General features: G+C 63.5%; 19 protein-coding genes. 5 read left to right on the forward strand and 14 right to left on the reverse strand.

What is annotated here, in order from left to right; translation table 11 throughout:
* Positions 1–631 precede the first annotated feature (631 nt).
* The 3 genes from mobF to HGK27_RS30400 are packed head-to-tail and all read right to left on the reverse strand — an operon-like array spanning position 632 to position 6,434.
* A complete protein-coding gene (gene mobF, locus HGK27_RS30390; RefSeq protein WP_206245689.1) occupies positions 632–3,733 on the reverse strand; it encodes a MobF family relaxase in 3,102 nt (1,033 codons plus the stop codon).
* Positions 3,734–3,736: 3 nt separating this feature from the next.
* A complete protein-coding gene (locus HGK27_RS30395; RefSeq protein WP_206245827.1) occupies positions 3,737–6,151 on the reverse strand; it encodes a type IV secretion system DNA-binding domain-containing protein in 2,415 nt (804 codons plus the stop codon).
* Positions 6,141–6,434 (reverse strand): cytidylate kinase family protein, encoded by a 294-nt coding sequence (locus HGK27_RS30400; RefSeq protein ID WP_206245690.1) that lies wholly within the window; start codon positions 6,432–6,434, stop codon positions 6,141–6,143. Before HGK27_RS30400 ends, HGK27_RS30395 begins: the two co-directional genes overlap by 11 nt.
* A gap of 600 nt (positions 6,435–7,034) precedes the next feature.
* On the opposite strand from HGK27_RS30400, the gene HGK27_RS30405 reads away from it, so the two are divergent.
* Positions 7,035–7,289, forward strand: a complete 255-nt coding sequence (locus tag HGK27_RS30405; RefSeq protein WP_206245691.1) for a hypothetical protein — start codon at positions 7,035–7,037, stop codon at positions 7,287–7,289.
* 277 nt (positions 7,290–7,566) lie between these two features.
* On the opposite strand, the gene HGK27_RS30410 is transcribed toward HGK27_RS30405, so the two are convergent.
* The 3 genes from HGK27_RS30410 to HGK27_RS30420 form a co-directional block, all read right to left on the reverse strand.
* Positions 7,567–7,851, reverse strand: a complete 285-nt coding sequence (locus tag HGK27_RS30410) for a hypothetical protein (RefSeq protein ID WP_206245692.1) — start codon at positions 7,849–7,851, stop codon at positions 7,567–7,569.
* 402 nt (positions 7,852–8,253) lie between these two features.
* On the reverse strand, positions 8,254–9,225 hold the full coding sequence (locus HGK27_RS30415; protein WP_206245693.1) for a DUF2493 domain-containing protein: 972 nt from the start codon (positions 9,223–9,225) through the stop codon (positions 8,254–8,256).
* Positions 9,226–9,341: 116 nt separating this feature from the next.
* Complete coding sequence (locus tag HGK27_RS30420) at positions 9,342–9,875, reverse strand: DUF736 domain-containing protein (protein WP_206245694.1); 534 nt, start codon at positions 9,873–9,875, stop codon at positions 9,342–9,344.
* 893 nt (positions 9,876–10,768) lie between these two features.
* On the opposite strand from HGK27_RS30420, the gene HGK27_RS30425 reads away from it, so the two are divergent.
* The 4 genes from HGK27_RS30425 to HGK27_RS30440 all read left to right on the forward strand — a co-directional run bounded on the left by HGK27_RS30425 (position 10,769) and on the right by HGK27_RS30440 (position 14,035).
* A complete protein-coding gene (locus tag HGK27_RS30425; protein WP_206245695.1) occupies positions 10,769–11,602 on the forward strand; it encodes a coiled-coil domain-containing protein in 834 nt (277 codons plus the stop codon).
* Positions 11,603–11,768: 166 nt separating this feature from the next.
* Positions 11,769–12,341, forward strand: a complete 573-nt coding sequence (locus HGK27_RS30430; RefSeq protein WP_206245696.1) for a recombinase family protein — start codon at positions 11,769–11,771, stop codon at positions 12,339–12,341.
* A complete protein-coding gene (locus HGK27_RS30435; protein WP_206245697.1) occupies positions 12,342–12,854 on the forward strand; it encodes a hypothetical protein in 513 nt (170 codons plus the stop codon).
* Positions 12,851–14,035: a DUF1173 domain-containing protein gene (locus HGK27_RS30440; protein WP_206245698.1), complete on the forward strand. Its 1,185-nt coding sequence runs from the start codon at positions 12,851–12,853 to the stop codon at positions 14,033–14,035. The genes HGK27_RS30435 and HGK27_RS30440 overlap by 4 nt, the downstream gene beginning before the upstream one ends.
* Positions 14,036–14,044: 9 nt before the next feature.
* Here HGK27_RS30440 and HGK27_RS30445 read toward each other — a convergent pair whose 3' ends face one another.
* The 8 genes from HGK27_RS30445 to HGK27_RS30480 all read right to left on the reverse strand — a co-directional run bounded on the left by HGK27_RS30445 (position 14,045) and on the right by HGK27_RS30480 (position 17,403).
* Positions 14,045–14,275: a hypothetical protein gene (locus HGK27_RS30445; protein WP_206245699.1), complete on the reverse strand. Its 231-nt coding sequence runs from the start codon at positions 14,273–14,275 to the stop codon at positions 14,045–14,047.
* 31 nt (positions 14,276–14,306) lie between these two features.
* Complete coding sequence (locus HGK27_RS30450) at positions 14,307–14,912, reverse strand: DUF6927 domain-containing protein (RefSeq protein WP_206245700.1); 606 nt, start codon at positions 14,910–14,912, stop codon at positions 14,307–14,309.
* A 31-nt stretch (positions 14,913–14,943) separates the two neighbouring features.
* Positions 14,944–15,240 carry a hypothetical protein gene (locus HGK27_RS30455; RefSeq protein ID WP_206245701.1) on the reverse strand — a complete coding sequence of 99 codons (297 nt, stop codon included), beginning with the start codon at positions 15,238–15,240 and terminating at the stop codon, positions 14,944–14,946.
* A gap of 2 nt (positions 15,241–15,242) precedes the next feature.
* On the reverse strand, positions 15,243–15,605 hold the full coding sequence (locus tag HGK27_RS30460) for a DUF3768 domain-containing protein (protein ID WP_206245702.1): 363 nt from the start codon (positions 15,603–15,605) through the stop codon (positions 15,243–15,245).
* Positions 15,606–15,617: 12 nt separating this feature from the next.
* A complete protein-coding gene (locus HGK27_RS30465) occupies positions 15,618–15,863 on the reverse strand; it encodes a hypothetical protein (protein WP_241127941.1) in 246 nt (81 codons plus the stop codon).
* A 12-nt stretch (positions 15,864–15,875) separates the two neighbouring features.
* On the reverse strand, positions 15,876–16,088 hold the full coding sequence (locus HGK27_RS31250; protein ID WP_241127943.1) for a hypothetical protein: 213 nt from the start codon (positions 16,086–16,088) through the stop codon (positions 15,876–15,878).
* Between the two features lie 243 nt (positions 16,089–16,331).
* Positions 16,332–16,997 carry a DUF5983 family protein gene (locus HGK27_RS30475; RefSeq protein ID WP_206245703.1) on the reverse strand — a complete coding sequence of 222 codons (666 nt, stop codon included), beginning with the start codon at positions 16,995–16,997 and terminating at the stop codon, positions 16,332–16,334.
* Positions 16,990–17,403 carry a hypothetical protein gene (locus HGK27_RS30480; protein ID WP_206245704.1) on the reverse strand — a complete coding sequence of 138 codons (414 nt, stop codon included), beginning with the start codon at positions 17,401–17,403 and terminating at the stop codon, positions 16,990–16,992. Before HGK27_RS30480 ends, HGK27_RS30475 begins: the two co-directional genes overlap by 8 nt.
* Between the last annotated feature and the right edge of the window lie 14 nt (positions 17,404–17,417).

Raw genomic sequence — 17,417 nt, forward strand, 5'->3', positions numbered from 1 at the left:
CGCCCCAGAGGTCATCTCGGCTCAGGCGAGCCCCTACCCACAGATTTCCTGAATATAACATCTGTGCTCGGCGCTTTGAAAAGCGAACCTTGCAGCCCATTCTTCGGCAGTTAATTTCCCTTCACAATGGCTTCTTTACCCCCTTAATGTTCTACATGGAGCCCGTCATCAACAGGTTCGACGAACTGAGATTGGACGCGTTAAACCTGCACGTCGGATGTACCAATTGTGGCCATCGTAGCGTTTTCGACGGCCCCGTAACCCGGCGTTGGTTTGCCCTGAACCATTGGACGGAACTATCGCTCGGGTCGGGAGCCATCTGAGATGTGGTCACTGCCGGGGTCGCCCGAGTTGATTTGTTCCAACCAGTGTCCCGCCGACCGTAGCCTTTGGCTCCAGAGACGGAGTTGAGTGGACGCGAGCTGTGCCACGGCTATGCCGTTGATTAGCAGCGAAATCCTTTGCGGGTCATGCCTGTGCAAAGGGTTATCTTTATTACCTTTCCATCCACCAATTTCCTGAACACCACCTGATCCGCGGCGTCGATAGCGATCGAAATCGTAAATACCGACGTAGCAATGGTTGTCTCACAATCGCTCATCACTCGAACTGAAGTGATTAGTGTCGGCGCTCACAGGGATAGACCGATGTCCTTCTCGGGCAGCTTGGTCACCTGAGCGGCCTTCGAACCCTCACGCGGTTCGCCGATCTCCAGATCAAACCGCACATCGACCTTGGCGAAGGGGTCCGGGCCGCTTGGGTTCAAGCCCGATTGCGGCCTGGATGGCGCGCCCGGCGGACCCGAATTGCGGGTGCTTTTGACCCCCACCGTCTCCAGCGCGCTTGCCTTGTCGCCGGGATTTGCCTCGATGGATCGCAGCAGCTGCGCCTTGTCGTCGGTGTAGATGGCGATGTCGAACCTCACGCGCGTCAGCATCACATGCGTGAGCCGCTGGTTCGACAACTGCCGCTCATTGGCGCTCATGACGCCGATGCCCCGGTCGGTGGTCATGCCCTGAGCCTGATGCATGTTGATCGCATAGGCCAGGTTCATCCGCTCCAGCATCTTGTCGCCCATCGCCAGAAGGAGCGTGTCAGCACCCTCCCCCAGCTTCACCTCGACACCCTGGGGGGTTATCGCGAGGATCCGCGCCTGCGCCGAATTGAAGATACCGCGCTCCCGGTCATTGGCCGTCCAGACGATCTTGTCGCCGGCATGGACCGTGATCGGATCGCGCGCCGACAGCGCCAACGTATCGCGGGTATCGAGCGGATCGATCCTCGATGGATGAAAGCTGTGCTTGCGCCCTTGCTCATCGACCAGATTGACCTTGCCGCGCTTGGTGACACCCACCACCATGTAAGCGCCGCGCGCCAGGCCGTCGGGCCGCGCGTTGTTGGTCACATCGAGCTGAAGCCCAGCCTTGTAATGGCGGGCGTAGCGCAATTCCTCGCGCGTGAGATTGAGGCTTTCGAGGCGCGCGATCTCCAGCCCCTTCCCGCTGATCGTCCCGTCTGCGCGCAAGCCCTGCTGGACCACCTCGTTGAGATAGGCCCGTGTTTCGCGCCCGGAGGCGTAGAGCGCGGTTCTCTCCCGGTCGTCGGCCGAAAGCTCCAGCCATTTCTTGGCAGCCGTATCGCGGTATTCCTTTCCCGCAGAAACCACGCGATCCCCCAGCACACTAAAGGTTGCGCGGTAGTTTCCCTGCCGCGACAATGTGGCGACCGCCTTCATATGCTCGGTCTTCTGGCGCTGGCTGGTCTTGAGCTCCGAGATCTGCACCTGCGAATGGGTCTGGGCGAGCGAATAGGGCTTGCCGGCATCAACCGCCTGCAGCTGCGAGCGATCCCCCATCATGATAAGGCGGTCGATCTTGAGCCGATTGGCGATCGTCACCATGTCGTTCATCGACTGGTTGGCGACCAGAGACGCCTCGTCGAACATCAGCACCGTATCCGCCAGCGCCGCCCGGGACTCCTCGAATTTTGGCCCCTTCCCATCCAGGGCTGGCTTGAGGTGCGCACGCACAAAGGAAGCCACGGTCTGGGCCTCGATCTGCCCGTCCTCGCGCAGCATGTTCACCATCTTGTTCGCCATGGCGAGGCCCAGCACCTTCTTGCCCTGATCCTCGGCCACGCGCGACAAGGCGTAGACAATGGTGCTCTTGCCCGCGCCCGCGACGCCCTGGATCACCACGGTGCGGTCCTGACTGGTCAGCGCCAGCGTCGCGGCTGCAAGCTGCTCGCCATTGAGAACCATAGGCTCAGCATCGGGTGTCTTGAGCTGCCCTGCCTTTTCCTGCAGACGGTCGATCACCTGATCGGAGGCAATGAGGGCAACACCCTGCCCTTTGCCGGCATCGACGCCGGCCAGGAGCCTCTTCTCATCCTGCACCAATTGCGGGGTGGTGACATGGGTGACCCGCTCGTCCCGTCGCCCGGAAACCCCCTCGATCAGTTGCCCCTGCGCGGAGAGTTCAGCGATGCGCTTATCGACCTTTTCAGGCGTCACTCCCGATAGCCCCAGATCGAGGGCAACCTTCGAAACCTGATTTAACGGGAAAGCCGCGTCCCGCTGCCCCAGAATGCGAATTGCCGAAGCCACAGCCATCTGGGCTCGCAGATCACTGGGCGCCAATGTGAGCCGGGCAAGGCCTCCCGTGACCAGCGGATCTTGTCCCTTGAGATGCTCCTCAAACGCATTGAGCGCACCCAACGCAAACTCGGCCAGCCCTGAGGATGAGGCCTCCAGACGCCCCCGGACCTTGCCCAGAACCTCGCTCGACATCCGGGCTGCCTGGCTGAGCGAAGTGATCTTTTCCTCGCCGCCGCGCGAAGCCTCCGACCGGGCGCGCGCCGCCTCCACAACCTGCTTGCCATCGAAGCCCAGCGCCGCGGCCCGTTCTCGCCACTCGGCGCGCAGCGCCTCTCGATCCTCCAGATCGATCTTATTGTCCCGCGTGCCGAGGGTGACGGCATCGCGACCCTGCGGCGTGATGATCCCCAGCTGATTGATCTTGTCGAGGATCTCGATCCGCCGCTGACTGAAGTTGTCGAGAACCGCCTTTGGGACGACACCCACAGCATCGAACTGACCGTGCTTACCGGTCACCTGCGTGTCATACCCCAGCTTCTCGACCCGGTTGCGGAAATCTGCCGACTGCCGACTGCCGATCACAGTGTTGTTCGCCCAGAGAGGGTCATTGCGCAGCGCCCGCCACTGGCCATCCACACGCGTTGCATTGAGCACCACGACATGGATATGGCCCTGCGGATCGAGCTTGCGGCTCGTGTCATGCTGGAACATGGCATAGGTCAGATGGCTGGTGCCGATCGCCTCGCCGTTCTTCGCGTCGCGGTCATAGATCCGCCCTTGCGCGAAATTCTTTTCCACCCAGGCCATGGTGGCGCGGACGGACTCGCGATAGGCCTCCAGAATGCGCTCATCACCTGCCACATAGGCAAGGATGCTGAGCGATTTGGGCATCGAAAAGGTGAGGTCCATGCCGGGCCGGTGGCGCGCATTGCCACTGATGCTGCTGCCATCTGGCAGGCGACCGTTGAGCAGGCCTTCGAACGCCTCTTTGCCCACTTCGCCGGCCAGGCCCAGATCCGCTGCGCCCGCCCCGCCCCACTCACTCATCTCGCTGGAATGCTCGCCGGTATAGTAGTCGTCCTTGGTGAAATAGTTGGCGGCGCCGCCCGCCGAGCGAATGGAGGAAACCGAGAGCACCGGTCAGAAATCCATGTCCATACCGCCATCCCGCGAGGCGGCGGGCGCGCCATGATCATGGGTGTGCCCATGCCGATCGGCAGGATCGAACATGCCCTGACCCATGCGCGTTTCGGTGATGATCTGCTGCTCACGCAATCGCCCCGGGCGGTTGCTTTGCCCCTTCTCATCAGCAAGCCCACGCAGGCCTGCTTCCCCCTTCTGGTCCCCGGAACGATCCGAGTTGTCCTCGCCATCGGCTTTGATCCGACCGAAGGCGCCCAGATCTGCGGACCCGTCCTCCTCCGCCTTTTCAAGCGCAGCAGACATATCGCCCGGCGGCGCGGGCTCGGCGTCGGCCGAGGTCATGGCGCGCGCATCGAAGAGAGGCAGGCCGCTCAAGGCCAGTGCGGTTTCGTCGGGGGTTTCGCCCCCCTCGCCCGGCTCCTCTCCCTCGCGCTCATGATGCGCGCCGGCATTCTCGCGCCCGCCCTCGCCGGTTTCGCCGTCATCCTCCACCGGCTTGGGCACATAGGCCGCCGCCAACATCTTGGTCTTGCGCAGAAAGCCGGGCGCAATGACGGGGTAATCGACATACTCCAGCTCGATGCGGGTAGCTGGAAACCCTTCGGGAAACTTCACATAGCCGTGAAGCGAAGGGAGGTTCATGAGATCGTCGGGAATGACCAGCGGCTTGACCTCGGTGCGCGGGGTGATGGTCGCAGCGTCGCGCGACTGGCTGGCGCCGATCGAGTAGGCCTCGTCCGTTTCGCGCACCTCGCGGTCGCCGATATATTCCGAGCATTTCTGCGCGGTATTCTTGTCCGCCGTTGCCAGAATGAGCTTGGTTCGCGCGAGCGATCCCAGATTGATCGCCCCCTCCTCACCATAGGTTTCGGCCAGCTTGTCGAAGCTGTGCATCCCCAGCACGAAGGCGCCGCCAAAGCTGCGCGCGGTCTGCAAGCCGTTCTCGATGGCGGGCAGCCTGTGGAGCGCATGGACCTCGTCAAAGAAGTACCATGTGCGCAGCTGGCGGGTGCGCGGCAACGCCATGATGGCGTTGACCGCGATCTCCATCCAAAGGGTGAGCAGCGCACGGCACAGCACCAGATCGTTATGGGTCGAAGTGATGAAGAGGATCGAGCCTGCAGGCCCCTCGCGCATCCATTTCGTGATCGAGAAGGGCGGCGGGCCGCCCGGCACCGGATCGGGCAGGAAGCGGATCGCCTGGGCATTGGTGTTGAACACGGCGCGGATGGATTCTGCCATGCGCGCGGCCTCGACAGCGGTGAGTGGGCTGGCGATGGTGCCCTCCAGCTTGGCGTTCACCGATTTAAGGTCCGCCTGCATCAAATGGTGCGCGATTGCGCCATTGCTGGTTTCGCCCATCTCGACCAGCTTCATGCACATTTCCACGAAGAGCGTGCGCGCCGCCATGGCCCAGAAGGGCTCGGCATTACCCCCGTCACTCGGGATCAGGGCAGCAGCTGCGGTGAGGTAATCGGCGTAATTGATGCAGTCGTTGAAGATGGTCCAGGGCGGGCAGCGCTCGTCCATGGGGTTGAGGATATGATCGCGCTCGGGGTCGTAGAAACTCTCGACGAAGGCCCCGGTGAGATCGAAGATCACGCAGCGCTGACCGCGCGCGCGGGCCTGCGTCACCATATCGCGCAGCTGGGTGGTTTTGCCCGTGCCGGTGGTGCCGATCAGCATGGCGTGGCCCTGCTCAAGATGCCAGGGATAGGGCACGCCCGCCATGGTGTAGGGGACATGGACGCCCATGGCGGAGCGCTCCTCGATGCCCAGGGCGATGATGCGATCAGGGTCATCCTGAGGAAACATCGCCCCGATTTCCTTGCGCATCTCGATCAGATTATGGGCATCGATGTCCGAGATCAGCACATCGAGTTTGACCAGCGTGGCGCCGCGCTCATGGCGCTCCTTGAGCACATCGCTGCCGACCTTGCTGGAGAGCTTGATAAACCACCGGGTGGCGGGCGCCGACAGCACGCCGGCAAGCACCATGGCCACGATAATACAGCGGGTGAAGCGCGCCCAAGCGGCGGCCACATCGCTATCATAGGGCACATCGCCGATGGTCATCGGCACCACCGTCCCATCGGGCGTGGTGAGGTTCACCGACTTGGACGGATCGAGATCGGCGGCCGACCAGAAGCTGGCCAGAGCGCGCATCTCGATCATGTTGTCGTCATGGTCGTGGCTGAAGATCAGCAGCAGCAGCAGGAGCATGACCACGAAGGTCGTCAGCGTGGCTATGGTAGGCCAGCGCAAGCCCTCAGCCATCATCATATAGCGCAGCCGCAGGAGCTGAGACCCCCGCGTGAAATCGCCCATGTTGCGCACCACCTGCCCGCGCGCGGACTGGTGCTCGACCTCGACGGGGCGCCCGTCGAAACGGATGTCGTCCTTACGCGCCATGGTGCTTGGCCGCCCGGCGCTGCGCGACCACATGGAGGTCCTTGACCTCATCGGGCGCAAGTTTGGCCAGCAAGGTGTCGAGCTGGAGATCGAACTTCTCGGCCAGCACGATCAGGCGCGTGATGTCGATGCCATGCCCCATCTCGGCCAGAGGCAAAGCCAGCTGGACAAGCTGGCGAATGACGGCTGTCGGAGAGATGCCGTCGCGCTGCGCGAGAGCCTGAACCCGCTCGAAAACGGGAACGGGCACGCTGAACCCGGCGGTCTTCATTGTTCTTGCCACGCATGCACCTTTTCAGATGCATGGTCTGCCTATCGCCCGTTCCGATTATCGAAGGTTTTCGCGATGTTCAAGTGAAAATTACGCAGGAAGATACGCCTCTTCGCTCGATCATCCCCCGTAAATTCAACGTATAGTGATCCAGTTCTCAAGCGCGCAGCATAATACGCAGATACATGTCGCCGTATCATGTTACGCGCTCGCGCTAAGTTCATGGCTTTTGGTCTGAATTTCGGCTCTGACTTCCCTTTTTCCACCTTCGGACTTTCCGCGTAGGGTGTGCAAATTCCTGCCTTCGCCGCGTCCCTGTAACAGGAGGGCCCATCGGCCCCCGTCGGCTTGGGAGGCCGTCATGCAGTGACCTGGCCGCAAGGGCGGTCCGGTCACGTAAGTGTGATGCCCGCAACGCAGATTGCACGATCGGTCATCGACCAATAACCGACAGTGAGAGGAAGACTTTGCAGCGCGAAGAAGTGCGACGGAACCACGCGTATTATGCTACGCGGTAAATATTATCTCCGATATATTGCCGCAGTGATTTCGCGTGATATTCGTGATGAAATTCTATCTTTCGGAACATCCATCATGAACGGAGTACAATGCATGGCAAGACCCAAGAAGGCCGGTGACGATCTGGAAAGTCTGGCCGAAACGCGCAAAACCTTGCTGGCCGAGCTGGCCGAGATCGACCGCCGGGAAGGCGCGCTGCGCGAAGCCCAGCGCGATGCCGGGCGCGAGGCGCTGATGGGCGCGCTCGGGCGCGTGAAGATCGGCGAGATGAGCCGGGATCAGGCCAAAGGGCTGGCCCGCGCCATCGCGGAGATGGGCGCCGGGCCGCTGCTGGCCAGACTGGCCTGATCGGTCCCCTCATCGCCGTCGCCGGGCAAGCGCGCGTGAGCGCGCGCCCTTCCCCCTTCACATCAATGCCTGCGATAGCAGGCGGGCTCGCGGGGCTGGCCCGCCAGGGCCAGACGGGACCCGCGAGCCCCAGCCCGCCCGCGCCAACGCCCCCAGCCTCGCGCGCAATCCCGATGCGGGGAGGGGTGGAAGACAGGCAAGAGCGGGCCTGCGCCGCAACCGCGTCGCGAGGCCCTGAAATGCAGCCGGACCTTAAAGCCCGGCTGCCTCGTTTAGCTCATTCATGCCGCCCGCACGGACAGTGATACGGGTCGATCCCGGTCAAGGGGCAATCGTCGTCTGCGAACACCGCTTCCTCGTCATAGTCCGCGCAATAGCCCTTCGCGATGGCGAGCTGAAGCGCTGCGTCCCGATGCTCATCGGGCACGCTCTCAAGCAGGACCTCGCAGGCGTGCTGGAAGTTCGATGCAAAAAGCTCGTAGACCAGCCCGCAACCTCGGTTGGCCTCCTGATAGGCAGCTTCGATCCGCGCGGCGAATGCTTCGATGAATGCGTCACTCATGGGAACCTCCTGTCTGACTTGACGGGTTCATGGCGGCGGGGCTCAAGGGTCTGGGTCAAGGACGGCGCAGCCGCCGCGCCAGCGGGCAGCGGCGGGTGTCTATTTTTGCGCGCAGCGGAAAAATCGATGCCCGGCGCTGACTCCTTGAGGCAGGCCCTTGAGCCCCGCCAGAATGGGAAGACACACGGCCCCCTCCCCTCTCGTTTAGACCCGCCCCAACGTCGCGATCGCCTGCGATAGCAGGCGGGCGGGCGGGGCTGGCCCGCCAGGGCCAGATGGGCCCCGCCCGCCCCAGGCCGCGCCCCTTTCCGGCGCGCGCGATCGCCTCGGCCCGCGCCCGGTCCTGCATCTCGATCCAAAGGCCAAACACCGCCGGGACTGGCCCGGCGATGCCCCCCAAGCCTAGAGCGCGCCCGCTGCGGGTTCTGGGGCGAAATCGGCGTTGCGCATGATGGTCACGGGCACGCCATGGCCCCGGCACAGCTTGGCCAAATCGACCTGCATAAAGCTGCCTTCGCAGATGATGGCCTCGACGGGCTGGAGGTTGATAAGGCTCTTGTTGCGGTCAAATCCGGCCTTGCCCTGATTGCGATGGCTAAGGCGGAACATGACGGTATGAACCCCGCGATGGTCGGCCCATGCCGAAGCGATCTTATCCGCGCCGCGATGCTGGCCGGTGGTGACAAGCACCATATTGGGGATGCGCGCTTTGATAAGGTCGAGCCGTTCCCAGATCGGCTCATGGTGGAGCCATTGCACGCCCCCTGACACCACGACGATAGGCCCTTGCGGGTTGTGCGCCTCCTGCTTGGCCGCGCGCCTCGCGGCCCTGAAATCGCGGGCCTCGATCTGGGAGGCGTAGGGGGTGGCGCTGGTGCGCGATCCGCTCGCGCTGCTCCATGGGCTGCCGGTGTGGATGCGGTAGACTTGGGCGGCATGGTCGCGCATGCACTCAAGCGCCGCGCGGGCCTCGGCCTGCGACTGGCAAAGGCGCTGGGTTTCCTCCAGCTTGCTGGAATGGACCTCTGACGGGTCCATGATCCGCGCCAGTTCGCCAAGCTCGCGGGCGGTGTCGTCCTCCTGCCTTTCGACCTGCTGGGCGACGCGGTGAAGGGAGTTGACCACACCCCAAGCAATGCGCCCGGCAAGGGGCTCAAGGCGGGTGTCCGCCATCAGGTGAAAGAGGTCGCCGACCAGTTGGGTGATGCAATCGCGGGCCAGTTCCGGGTCGGGCATGTCGGCCTGTGTGGGCTCGTCATGGATGGAAAGCTGACTCTCTGCGATCTCGGCGGCAAAGGCATAGGAAAAGCTGTCTTGGCTCAAGGCCTCGGCGTAATGCTGGGCCAGATCATTGAAGCTGGAAAAGCTTGGCATGGGCGCGCCTCTCTTGTGCGCGGAGCTTGATGTGCCTAAACCCCGCTGCGGACATTGACCGATGTTCAAAGCAAGAGGGCCGGGGAAGTTCGTACCTTTCCCGGCCCTCCCATTCCTTAGAATTCAGGGCTGAAATCGCTGGCCGGTTCGCTGGCCTTCCGGCGACCACGCCCGGACGGGGCGGGGTTTTCCGAAGGGTGCCCGCCACCCTCGCCCATGCCATCGCTGGCGTCACCCCCATGGCCCTGCCCTGCGGTGCTCTCGCCAAGGCCGTCGCCCTGCTGGGGCGCGCTGGTGAGGTCCTGACGGGGGCGGCGGCGCGTCCATGCGATGTTGTAGGTTTCGGGTCCGTCCTGCTGGTCTGCGCGGAACAGGGCGATGCTCAAGGGGCGATCCATCGAGGGGTCTTCGATCTGACCCTGATAGAAAATTTCGCCGGTCGAGCGTGCTTCCTGCTCGAACAGGGCCCCGACCCTCACCCAAGTATTCGCGCGCGTCTTGGCCATGATTTCATATTTCGGCGCGGTGGGCTTGGGGTTGTTCAAGAGACGAAGGCCGATCGTCATGCTGATGGCGAGAGTGTCGATACGCCCGATAAGAACGCCACCGTTCTGGCCGTTGTCGCGACGGGTGATCTGACCGATGTTCATAAGCTTTACTCCGATAGTTGGCCATGTGGGCCGTTGTTTAGTGTCTGTCGGCGTCCTCGCCGCCGACATTTACTTAATACAACGTCCGCCAGATCCGGTCTATATCATTGTTTTCTTGACCTAAATCCGATCGCTTCTGGTGAGCCGGAGCATCAAAAACGCCGCGCGGTAGCGCGGCCGCAAACAACGCCCGGCCCCGACCAGGGGCCGGTTCCCCTTCGGGCCACCGCGCACACACACGCTGCCGCCTGTCCATCGCCTCCGGAGCCGCCGTCGCAGGACCCAAGAGGCGCGGGCGTGACCGGGGGGCAAGCCAAATCACGGAGGGTCCGCCCGGCTTGCCGGGTGGATACCGTTATTTTGCTTGAAGGCCCTCCAGATCGCCAGGCGATCTGGAGGGCCTGACCCCCGGGCGCGGCCGTGCCACGCAGGGAGCCTGGGAGGGCGCGTAGGAGGTGATGGACAGGCCTGGTGCAAGGCTGGCCGCCCTGTCGGACGGCATCGTCCGGCAGGGCCTCAAGCAAACCACATGCGGGGCTCCGCCCCGCCCCGCTTGGCCTTTCCCCTTCTAGCCCTGACCGTTACCCGTTAGGGCGCAGACGGCCCCTCGGGCCGGCTGCGTGAGCTTGGGTCGTAAATTTGCCGCGAGGCAAATTCAGGGCCCTAGCGAATAGGGCAGGTTTAGCACGGGCGCACCGCGCCCGGGCGCGCTCCCCGCCCCTCGCCTCTGCACGCTCCAGACCACCAAACCGTCCTCAAGGTCTACCAGAACCGACCTGCCAGACCCCAAGGCCGCCGGTATCTGAAGACCGGCCAAAAATCTTCGCTCAGGTTCCGACAGGACCTGCACTTGGCCCTAGATCCTGCCATACCTGATGAACGCAAGGACCAGCATGACCGACCCCATCACCCCCGATCCGACCACCGTCTGCGAAGCGCTTCTGCTCACCAAAAAGCAGCGCTATCTCGACAAAGAGATCCTGCCCAGCGAGAGGGAGATCATCGACCGCCTGATCACGCGTCGCCTTGAGCTTCCCGAAGCCTATCGGGAGCTCCACGACAAGCTCGCCCAGCATCCCGATGCGCTGGACACGATGCTCGGCACTCTCCTCAACACGGCAGCCTTCTGGAACCCGCAGCGGATTGCCGAGATCCGCAGCCAGCGCACGCAATTGCGCGAGATCAATGGCAAGATCGGTTCGCTCGCGGCCGAATTGTCCGAGCTGCTGGAAGAGCGCACGCAGCTCCATGAAACCTCCGGTTTCCTGAGCGAAACCCATAGCCATATCGGCCGGGTGATCCAAGGGGCTGCGCGCGACAACCCCATGTTCGACGACTATCTCGCAATGCCCCTGCGGCAACTGCGCGGCCAGTTCGATTCCAAATATTGGCCCACGATAGAAGCCTGCCTCGCTGAACTTGCGCGGGACGCCTATGGCGCCTCCCCCGAAGCCTCGGATCCCCTGACCGCTGCAGCGACAGCAGGGCTGCGCGGCTCGCTCACCGACTATTTCGAGGCGCTTGCTGCCGGCATCGATGAGAATGACACCAACAGCTGCGGCCCCATTCCCGCCGGACTGGTCCTGAGCGACAGCACGCTTGCCAGCCTGGTCAATTGTGCGCTCGACCTTGACCCCGACACGATGGTGGATGCTGCCTATGTGAAGGGTCTGCGCCAACGCCGCCGCACGCGTAGCAAGAAGCGTCAGCCGTCCCGACGCTCATAGGGCCAGCCAACCCGCTGCATCGCAAGCCACGCGCCGGCCATGCGCAATCGCCGTGTCATCCAGCCACCCCCAGACTGTCAACCATGAGAATTTTTCGAAAATCCATGGTTGACAGTTTCTACCCTGAGAACCATTCTTAAAAAGAACAGACCGACTGGATATTCCCATGAAGCTCGGTTATGCAAGAACATCGTCATCGCAAGATGAAGAATTACAGCGCCATACGCTTGCTGTCGCCGGAGCGGACAGAATATTCGTGGATCGCGGGATCAATGCCGGCAGGGTGTTGAAACCAGCTTGGGCGGACATGCTCCGCTCTGCCAAACGCGGCGATGAAATTCTTGTCAGCAATCTGGATCGTGTCGCCTCGTCCTTGAGCACATTGCTGATAGAGCTGATGCTACTTGAGCGCCTTGGGCTCTCGTTCCGATCAACGGGCGATGCCATAACGTGTGAACCGGGCGACGGGTTTTTCAGCCATGTGCGCGCGCTTGCGGATTTCAGCCGCAAGGCAGCACTGGCCCGCGCGCCGCATCACACGGATCTGGCAGAGCCCGGCCCGGGGCCACGCGATCACCTTCGCAGGAAGGGCGGCCATGCGCCGCAGATCAGCGCGGCCCAGTGGGAAGACTACAAATCCATGATGGCGCCGCCGCTCTGCGTGCCGGTGTCACAGATCGCATTGCAGGCCGGCGTTTCGCGCGCGGCCATCTACAAACGGCTCAAGAAGGATGGATAGGTGGACAGCAACACATGGCTTCGGGGCGTCAATGTCGACGCCACACTGATCGAGATCCGCGATGATGAGCATCGCGTCTGGGAGGAGCGCGCCCTGGCGGGCGCCAGCATCGGCACAGATCCGGTCGCGGGCCTCCAGGCGGTCATAGAACTCGACTTCGCGGTGAGTGCCATGCTGCGCGGCGATCACAATGGCAAGGGCGCGCTGGCACGCATCCTGGGCGCGCCGGGGCAGGACTATCAGCGCGCGCTTTGGTACAATCTGGCGGGCCGGCACCCCCTCACGCTCGCCAGCGCGGTGGCCGCGCTGCGCCAGCTGATGACGGCGCGCGCCGAAATGTGGCTGTCGGCGCAGCGGCTCGGCCTTGAACCGACCAAAGAGCCCGAGCCCTATTTCACCGATCGGCAGGAAGGCCCGCGCGGCACCTTCAGCGCGGCCTTTTCGCTTGGCAGCCATTGGCGCGATATCGCGCAGGGCGCCCTCACCCGCAAGACGGAAGAAGGCAGATTATGAAGCAGACCTATCACCTGCTGGGCGCCGACGTCGCTGCCGACGATCCGCGCCTCCCCGAGCTGCTGGAGCGCGCCTACACCGCAAAGGTGCGCCCACTCTGCCGCTGCCGCAGCGATGTCGATCTGGCACTCTACATCGCCCACCGCCATGGCGGGCATGTGCTTGCCCGCATGCCAGAGACGGGCCCGCAGCATGCGCCCTGGTGCGACTATTATGATGCCCCGGATCATCTCACTGGTCTGGGGCAGGTGCGCGGCTCGGCGGTGGTCGAGGATGCCGAAAGCGGCGAGACCACGCTCAAATTCGGCTTTCCGCTGGCGCGCGGTACGGCCCGCACCGCGCCTTCGGCCTTCTCCAATGAAAAACCCCCGGTCAAGTCAACCGGGGCGCGGCTGACTATGCGGGGGTTTCTGCATTTTCTGTGGGATCGGGGCGAGCTCACCCATTGGCGCCCGCGCATGGCGAGCAAGCGCAGCTGGTACATCGTGCGGCGCCAGATGCTCTATGCAGCCCAAGGCTGCCGGGTGAAGGGCAACAGCCTGGGACAGGTGCTCTATGTGCCCGAGACCTTCAACCTCGACCATAAGGATGAGATCGTCAGTCGGCGCATGTCGCAGCTGGGCCCGGTCCGCTCCTCGAAAGACGCGATCATGGTGGTGGTCGGCGAGATCAAGATGCTCGATGCCACGCGCTATGGCGAAAGGCTGACGCTCAAGCATCTGCCCGACCTGCACTTCTTCATGGATGAGGACATGGCCCGCCGGTTCAACCGGACCTTCTCCGAGGAACTCCAGCTGTGGCGCAGCCATGAAAAGGAGGATCACCTCATCATGGCCGCCAGCTTCTCGATCAGCGCCAAGGGCACACCCCAGCTCTATGAGATCGCGGTCATGCCTGTGACGCGCGAATGGCTGCCCTATGAGAGCCTCGATGAAAGGGCCCTGATCGTCAAAGCGGTCGGCGAGGGGCGCAGCTTCGTCAAAGGCCTGCGTTACAATCTGCAAGAGAGCAAGCCGATCGCCAGCCTGACGCTGCAGGACACCGGCGCCCGCGCGACCGCGGTGCATCTCGCGCGCAGCCTGCCCGACCCGGCCTATGACGAAGAGGTCGCGCAGCTCATGCGAACGCCGGGCCTTGCCCATACGGTATGGCGGCCCGGCGATGCATTGGCGAAGCGGTGAGGCAGAGGATCAGCCGCGCGGGCGAGCCGTGTTTGCGAAACGCAGCGCGCTGGCGGCCTGCGAGGTTGAGAGGCTGACGGCGGCCAGCTGGCCGGCATAGCGCTCGACGATATAGGGCTGGCAGTCATTTCCGGTCTTGAGCACGGCCCAGTCCTCGCCATCCTCATCATGGCGCTGATCGGCAATCCCCTGGGCGTTGAACAAGGTCGCAAGCGAGCGGGCGGTCATCACATTGTTCATGGTTTGATCTCCACGACCCGGTGTCGCTCAATCACGGCGATTTGGCAAGCGGCTTTGCTGCCGGCACGAGACTCCAGGGCCGCTCCATCAGTTTGGAGAGCCGATAGAGCCCGCCATTGTCGCCGCGCAGCATGACCTTCCCGCGATAGGTCACGATGGTGAAGGCGCGCGCCTCATAATCATCGGTGAAGCGCTGCGGTTCGGGCAGGATGAGCCGGTCTCCGGCCTTGGGCTTGGGCCTTGCAAGAAGCGCGAGCCGGGCCCGGCAAGCCTTGCGCCATGCCTCCGCATGGTCGTTGCGGGGCGTTCCTAAAAGATCGAGAACCGAGGCCGGGCAAGTCTGGTCGTAGGGCCCCATGGTTTCGGTCAAGTCCTTGTAACCGAAGTGCTCGCCCGATTGCGACTTCGGCTTCCAATGGACCAGGCAGATGATCGCAAGGGCAGGCTCGGCCCCATCCTGCCCATAGGGCTCCACCGCCGCATAATAGACGCGACCCTGCCAGACCGATTTGAGGACGCGCGATCCTCTCGTCCTGCCCTTCTCGGGATCGGGTGCATAGGTGAGTTGATCGTCGAGATAGGTTTTGGGCGTGCGAAATCCGCCCATACCGCCCAGCGACATGTAGAGCCAACCCATAAGGGCCTCCTTGGTTCGGTGTGAGGTGAGGTTAGAGACGTTCAGCCGCGATCAGGCGCCCATGGGCGTTGACCGCCGGGGGCTGATCGGGGTCGAGATTGACGCCGGTCTGGTCGAAGGGATCGAGGCATTCCCAGATCCTCTCGCGCGCATTGAAGCGGAACCACCGCCCGCCCTTGCGCGGATCGCGATAATCATGGGCCAGCCATTGGAGGTCGCCCTCGGCCGACGGACTATGCCCGCGACCGCTGCGCTCCAGCGCAGCGCCGCCCCGCCAGATCAGCTTGGGGGGCGGCACCATCAGGTCGAGCAGGGGAAAGTCCCCCATGCTCAATAATCCTCGGGCAGCATGATGGTGAGCACCCGCGTGGTCTTGCTCGCATCGGCCGGATCCTCCGATCCATTGACAAGCTCGGCATCGTAATAGCCAATCGTCAGCCAGATCGTCCGGTCCCGAAAGGGAATGGCCGCGAAATCCCGCTCAGGCCGGGTTTCGGCAAAGGTGCAGTGCCGCACCGCCCGCAACAGCGCTGCCTGCATCAGCATCATGGCGGGGAAATTGTCCAGATCGCAGAAGGCGGCCAGACAGCTGCGGGTCGTGACCACGCGCGCATTGCGATCGAGGCCCTGACGGGCCCGGTCGTTGAGCCGCGCGATGGCTTCCGTCCGGTTCGGTTTGGTTTGGGTCGCCATGCCGGGCCTCCTTCAGCAGGACATGTCTTCAAGGGTCGAGACAAGGCCGTCGAAATCCTCCTCTGGACCGAGCAAATCGGCCATCAGGATAACGTCGGCGATCACGATCCCATGGTTGGCGGCCAGGTCGCGCAAATAGCCGAACCGGTCGAAATTGCCCTCCTCCTCATAGCGATCGAGGCGGATCGTCCGGGCGCGGTTGAGCCGTTCGACGGTGGCGAGCGACACACTGTCGATGGCAAGCGTCACTTTGGTCATGGGGTGAGCCTTTCAGACGGAGGGGGTGGAGGGAGCCGCGAGAGCGGCAACGACCGGATCGAGCTCGAAGCCCAGGGCACTGGCCATGCTCATCGCAAAGAGCAGATCCTCTTCCTCCAGCAGGAAGGACCGCGCGATCGCGGCCAGGCTGTCGCCCTGCTTCGGGCTCAGGCCATGCAGGTGCCCGGCCTGCGCGGTGATCGCAAAAGGCCAGGTGTGAGCCACCCCCACAACGCGCTCCGACAGGCTGACAAGCGTATGACCCGAAGCGATCTTCTCGTCGCTCTAGGTGGCATCATAGGCGTTGCCGGTGGTTTCCAGGGCGTGGAGCCGGCGCGGAGTGAAGGCGAAGCGGTCGCTTGCGCCCAGACTGTCGTCGCTGAACATGGGGGAGGTCCTTTCAAACGAGCGGAATTGCTCGCCCTCCTCCTCCCCCCTCTCCTTTCGCGGCGCGCAGCGCCTCACGGCCTACCAGACGAAGGTGGGCAGTTCGGGAAGCGCGGGCGCGTCCCGATCAAACATCAGCCAGGGGCATCCGCAGGCACGGGCGCGCTCGCAGCAAGCCCGCAGATCATCGGGCATGGCAACCGCGTCCAGATCCTCGGGCACATAGACGAACCAGCCATAATCGGCCTTGGTGAAGGCCGCGAAGGGCGCCGTATCGAGCCACTCGGTACAGGTGTCATGCTGGAGATGGAGCGTCGTGAGCACGAGCATCGCTTCGGTCGGCCCCGTCCGCATGCCCTCCGCCAAGGCGACCGTGCGTTCCAGGCGAACACGCAATGCCCCCAGATTGGCCACGGTAAGATTCCCCGGAACCGTGAGGATCTCACTTGCGGAGCGGACGGCATCGAGTAGAGGCTCGGCCAGATCCCTGACCTGCAAAAGCGCGCGCTGCGCGTCGATGCGCGCGATTTCGGCAGGGTCAGTGACGGTGAACTCCTCCAGCGTGACATCCCCGCAGTCGTTGCACCACTGCTTGTCGAACTCGCTCAGAAGAACGCTTTGCTGCGTCACCACATCCCAACCGGCATTGGCATCGTTGCCGCAGCGCTGGCCGTGGCATGTCGGGCAGCGATAATCGAGATAGGCCAAAGGAGCGCAAGGCTCCATGTCCTTGGGGGCTTCAGTCATGGTGGCAATGTCCTTTCAGGGTGGCGGCGGGCCGGGCGTCTGCGCCAAGAGGCGCGCGCAGCGCGCGGCGAAGGCGCTGCACATCGCCCTGCCGCTCCAGCAGGGCGGCAAGGCAATCGGCGGCACTGTCGACGAAGGCGGGATGCTCGGGATCGCTCATCTCGATGACCGCGGCGACCAGCTCGATCACCTCGGCCATCTCGCGCGCCAGCGCCATGGCCCGCACATTCGCGGTTGCTTCGGGATAAGCGCGCACAGCGCTCTGCTGAATGCGCGCCACCAGCTGGTGAACCCCGTTCACAGGGTCGTAGCTGGTGACATCGCTCACCCAGTCATAAGGCCAGTCGCAGCCGCAGCGCCGCAAGGTCGTGGCCGCCCAGCGGCCCTCGGTTGCAGATGTGTTCATGACACGCTCCATGG

This window comes from Novosphingobium terrae, from assembly GCF_017163935.1.
GTDB classification, from domain to species: Bacteria; Pseudomonadota; Alphaproteobacteria; order Sphingomonadales; family Sphingomonadaceae; genus Novosphingobium; species Novosphingobium terrae.

Excerpts from the sequence above, each read along its gene's own strand:
- HGK27_RS30395 (WP_206245827.1), bottom strand. The coding sequence starts at position 6,151 with ATGGCGCGTAAGGACGACATCCGTTTCGACGGGCGCCCCGTCGAGGTC.
- HGK27_RS30405 (WP_206245691.1), top strand. The coding sequence starts at position 7,035 with ATGGCAAGACCCAAGAAGGCCGGTGACGATCTGGAAAGTCTGGCCGAA.
- HGK27_RS30410 (WP_206245692.1), bottom strand. The coding sequence starts at position 7,851 with ATGAGTGACGCATTCATCGAAGCATTCGCCGCGCGGATCGAAGCTGCC.
- HGK27_RS30415 (WP_206245693.1), bottom strand. The coding sequence starts at position 9,225 with ATGCCAAGCTTTTCCAGCTTCAATGATCTGGCCCAGCATTACGCCGAG.
- HGK27_RS30420 (WP_206245694.1), bottom strand. The coding sequence starts at position 9,875 with ATGAACATCGGTCAGATCACCCGTCGCGACAACGGCCAGAACGGTGGC.
- HGK27_RS30425 (WP_206245695.1), top strand. The coding sequence starts at position 10,769 with ATGACCGACCCCATCACCCCCGATCCGACCACCGTCTGCGAAGCGCTT.
- HGK27_RS30430 (WP_206245696.1), top strand. The coding sequence starts at position 11,769 with ATGAAGCTCGGTTATGCAAGAACATCGTCATCGCAAGATGAAGAATTA.
- HGK27_RS30440 (WP_206245698.1), top strand. The coding sequence starts at position 12,851 with ATGAAGCAGACCTATCACCTGCTGGGCGCCGACGTCGCTGCCGACGAT.
- HGK27_RS30445 (WP_206245699.1), bottom strand. The coding sequence starts at position 14,275 with ATGAACAATGTGATGACCGCCCGCTCGCTTGCGACCTTGTTCAACGCC.
- HGK27_RS30450 (WP_206245700.1), bottom strand. The coding sequence starts at position 14,912 with ATGGGTTGGCTCTACATGTCGCTGGGCGGTATGGGCGGATTTCGCACG.
- HGK27_RS30455 (WP_206245701.1), bottom strand. The coding sequence starts at position 15,240 with ATGGGGGACTTTCCCCTGCTCGACCTGATGGTGCCGCCCCCCAAGCTG.
- HGK27_RS30460 (WP_206245702.1), bottom strand. The coding sequence starts at position 15,605 with ATGGCGACCCAAACCAAACCGAACCGGACGGAAGCCATCGCGCGGCTC.
- HGK27_RS30465 (WP_241127941.1), bottom strand. The coding sequence starts at position 15,863 with ATGACCAAAGTGACGCTTGCCATCGACAGTGTGTCGCTCGCCACCGTC.
- HGK27_RS30475 (WP_206245703.1), bottom strand. The coding sequence starts at position 16,997 with ATGACTGAAGCCCCCAAGGACATGGAGCCTTGCGCTCCTTTGGCCTAT.
- HGK27_RS30480 (WP_206245704.1), bottom strand. The coding sequence starts at position 17,403 with ATGAACACATCTGCAACCGAGGGCCGCTGGGCGGCCACGACCTTGCGG.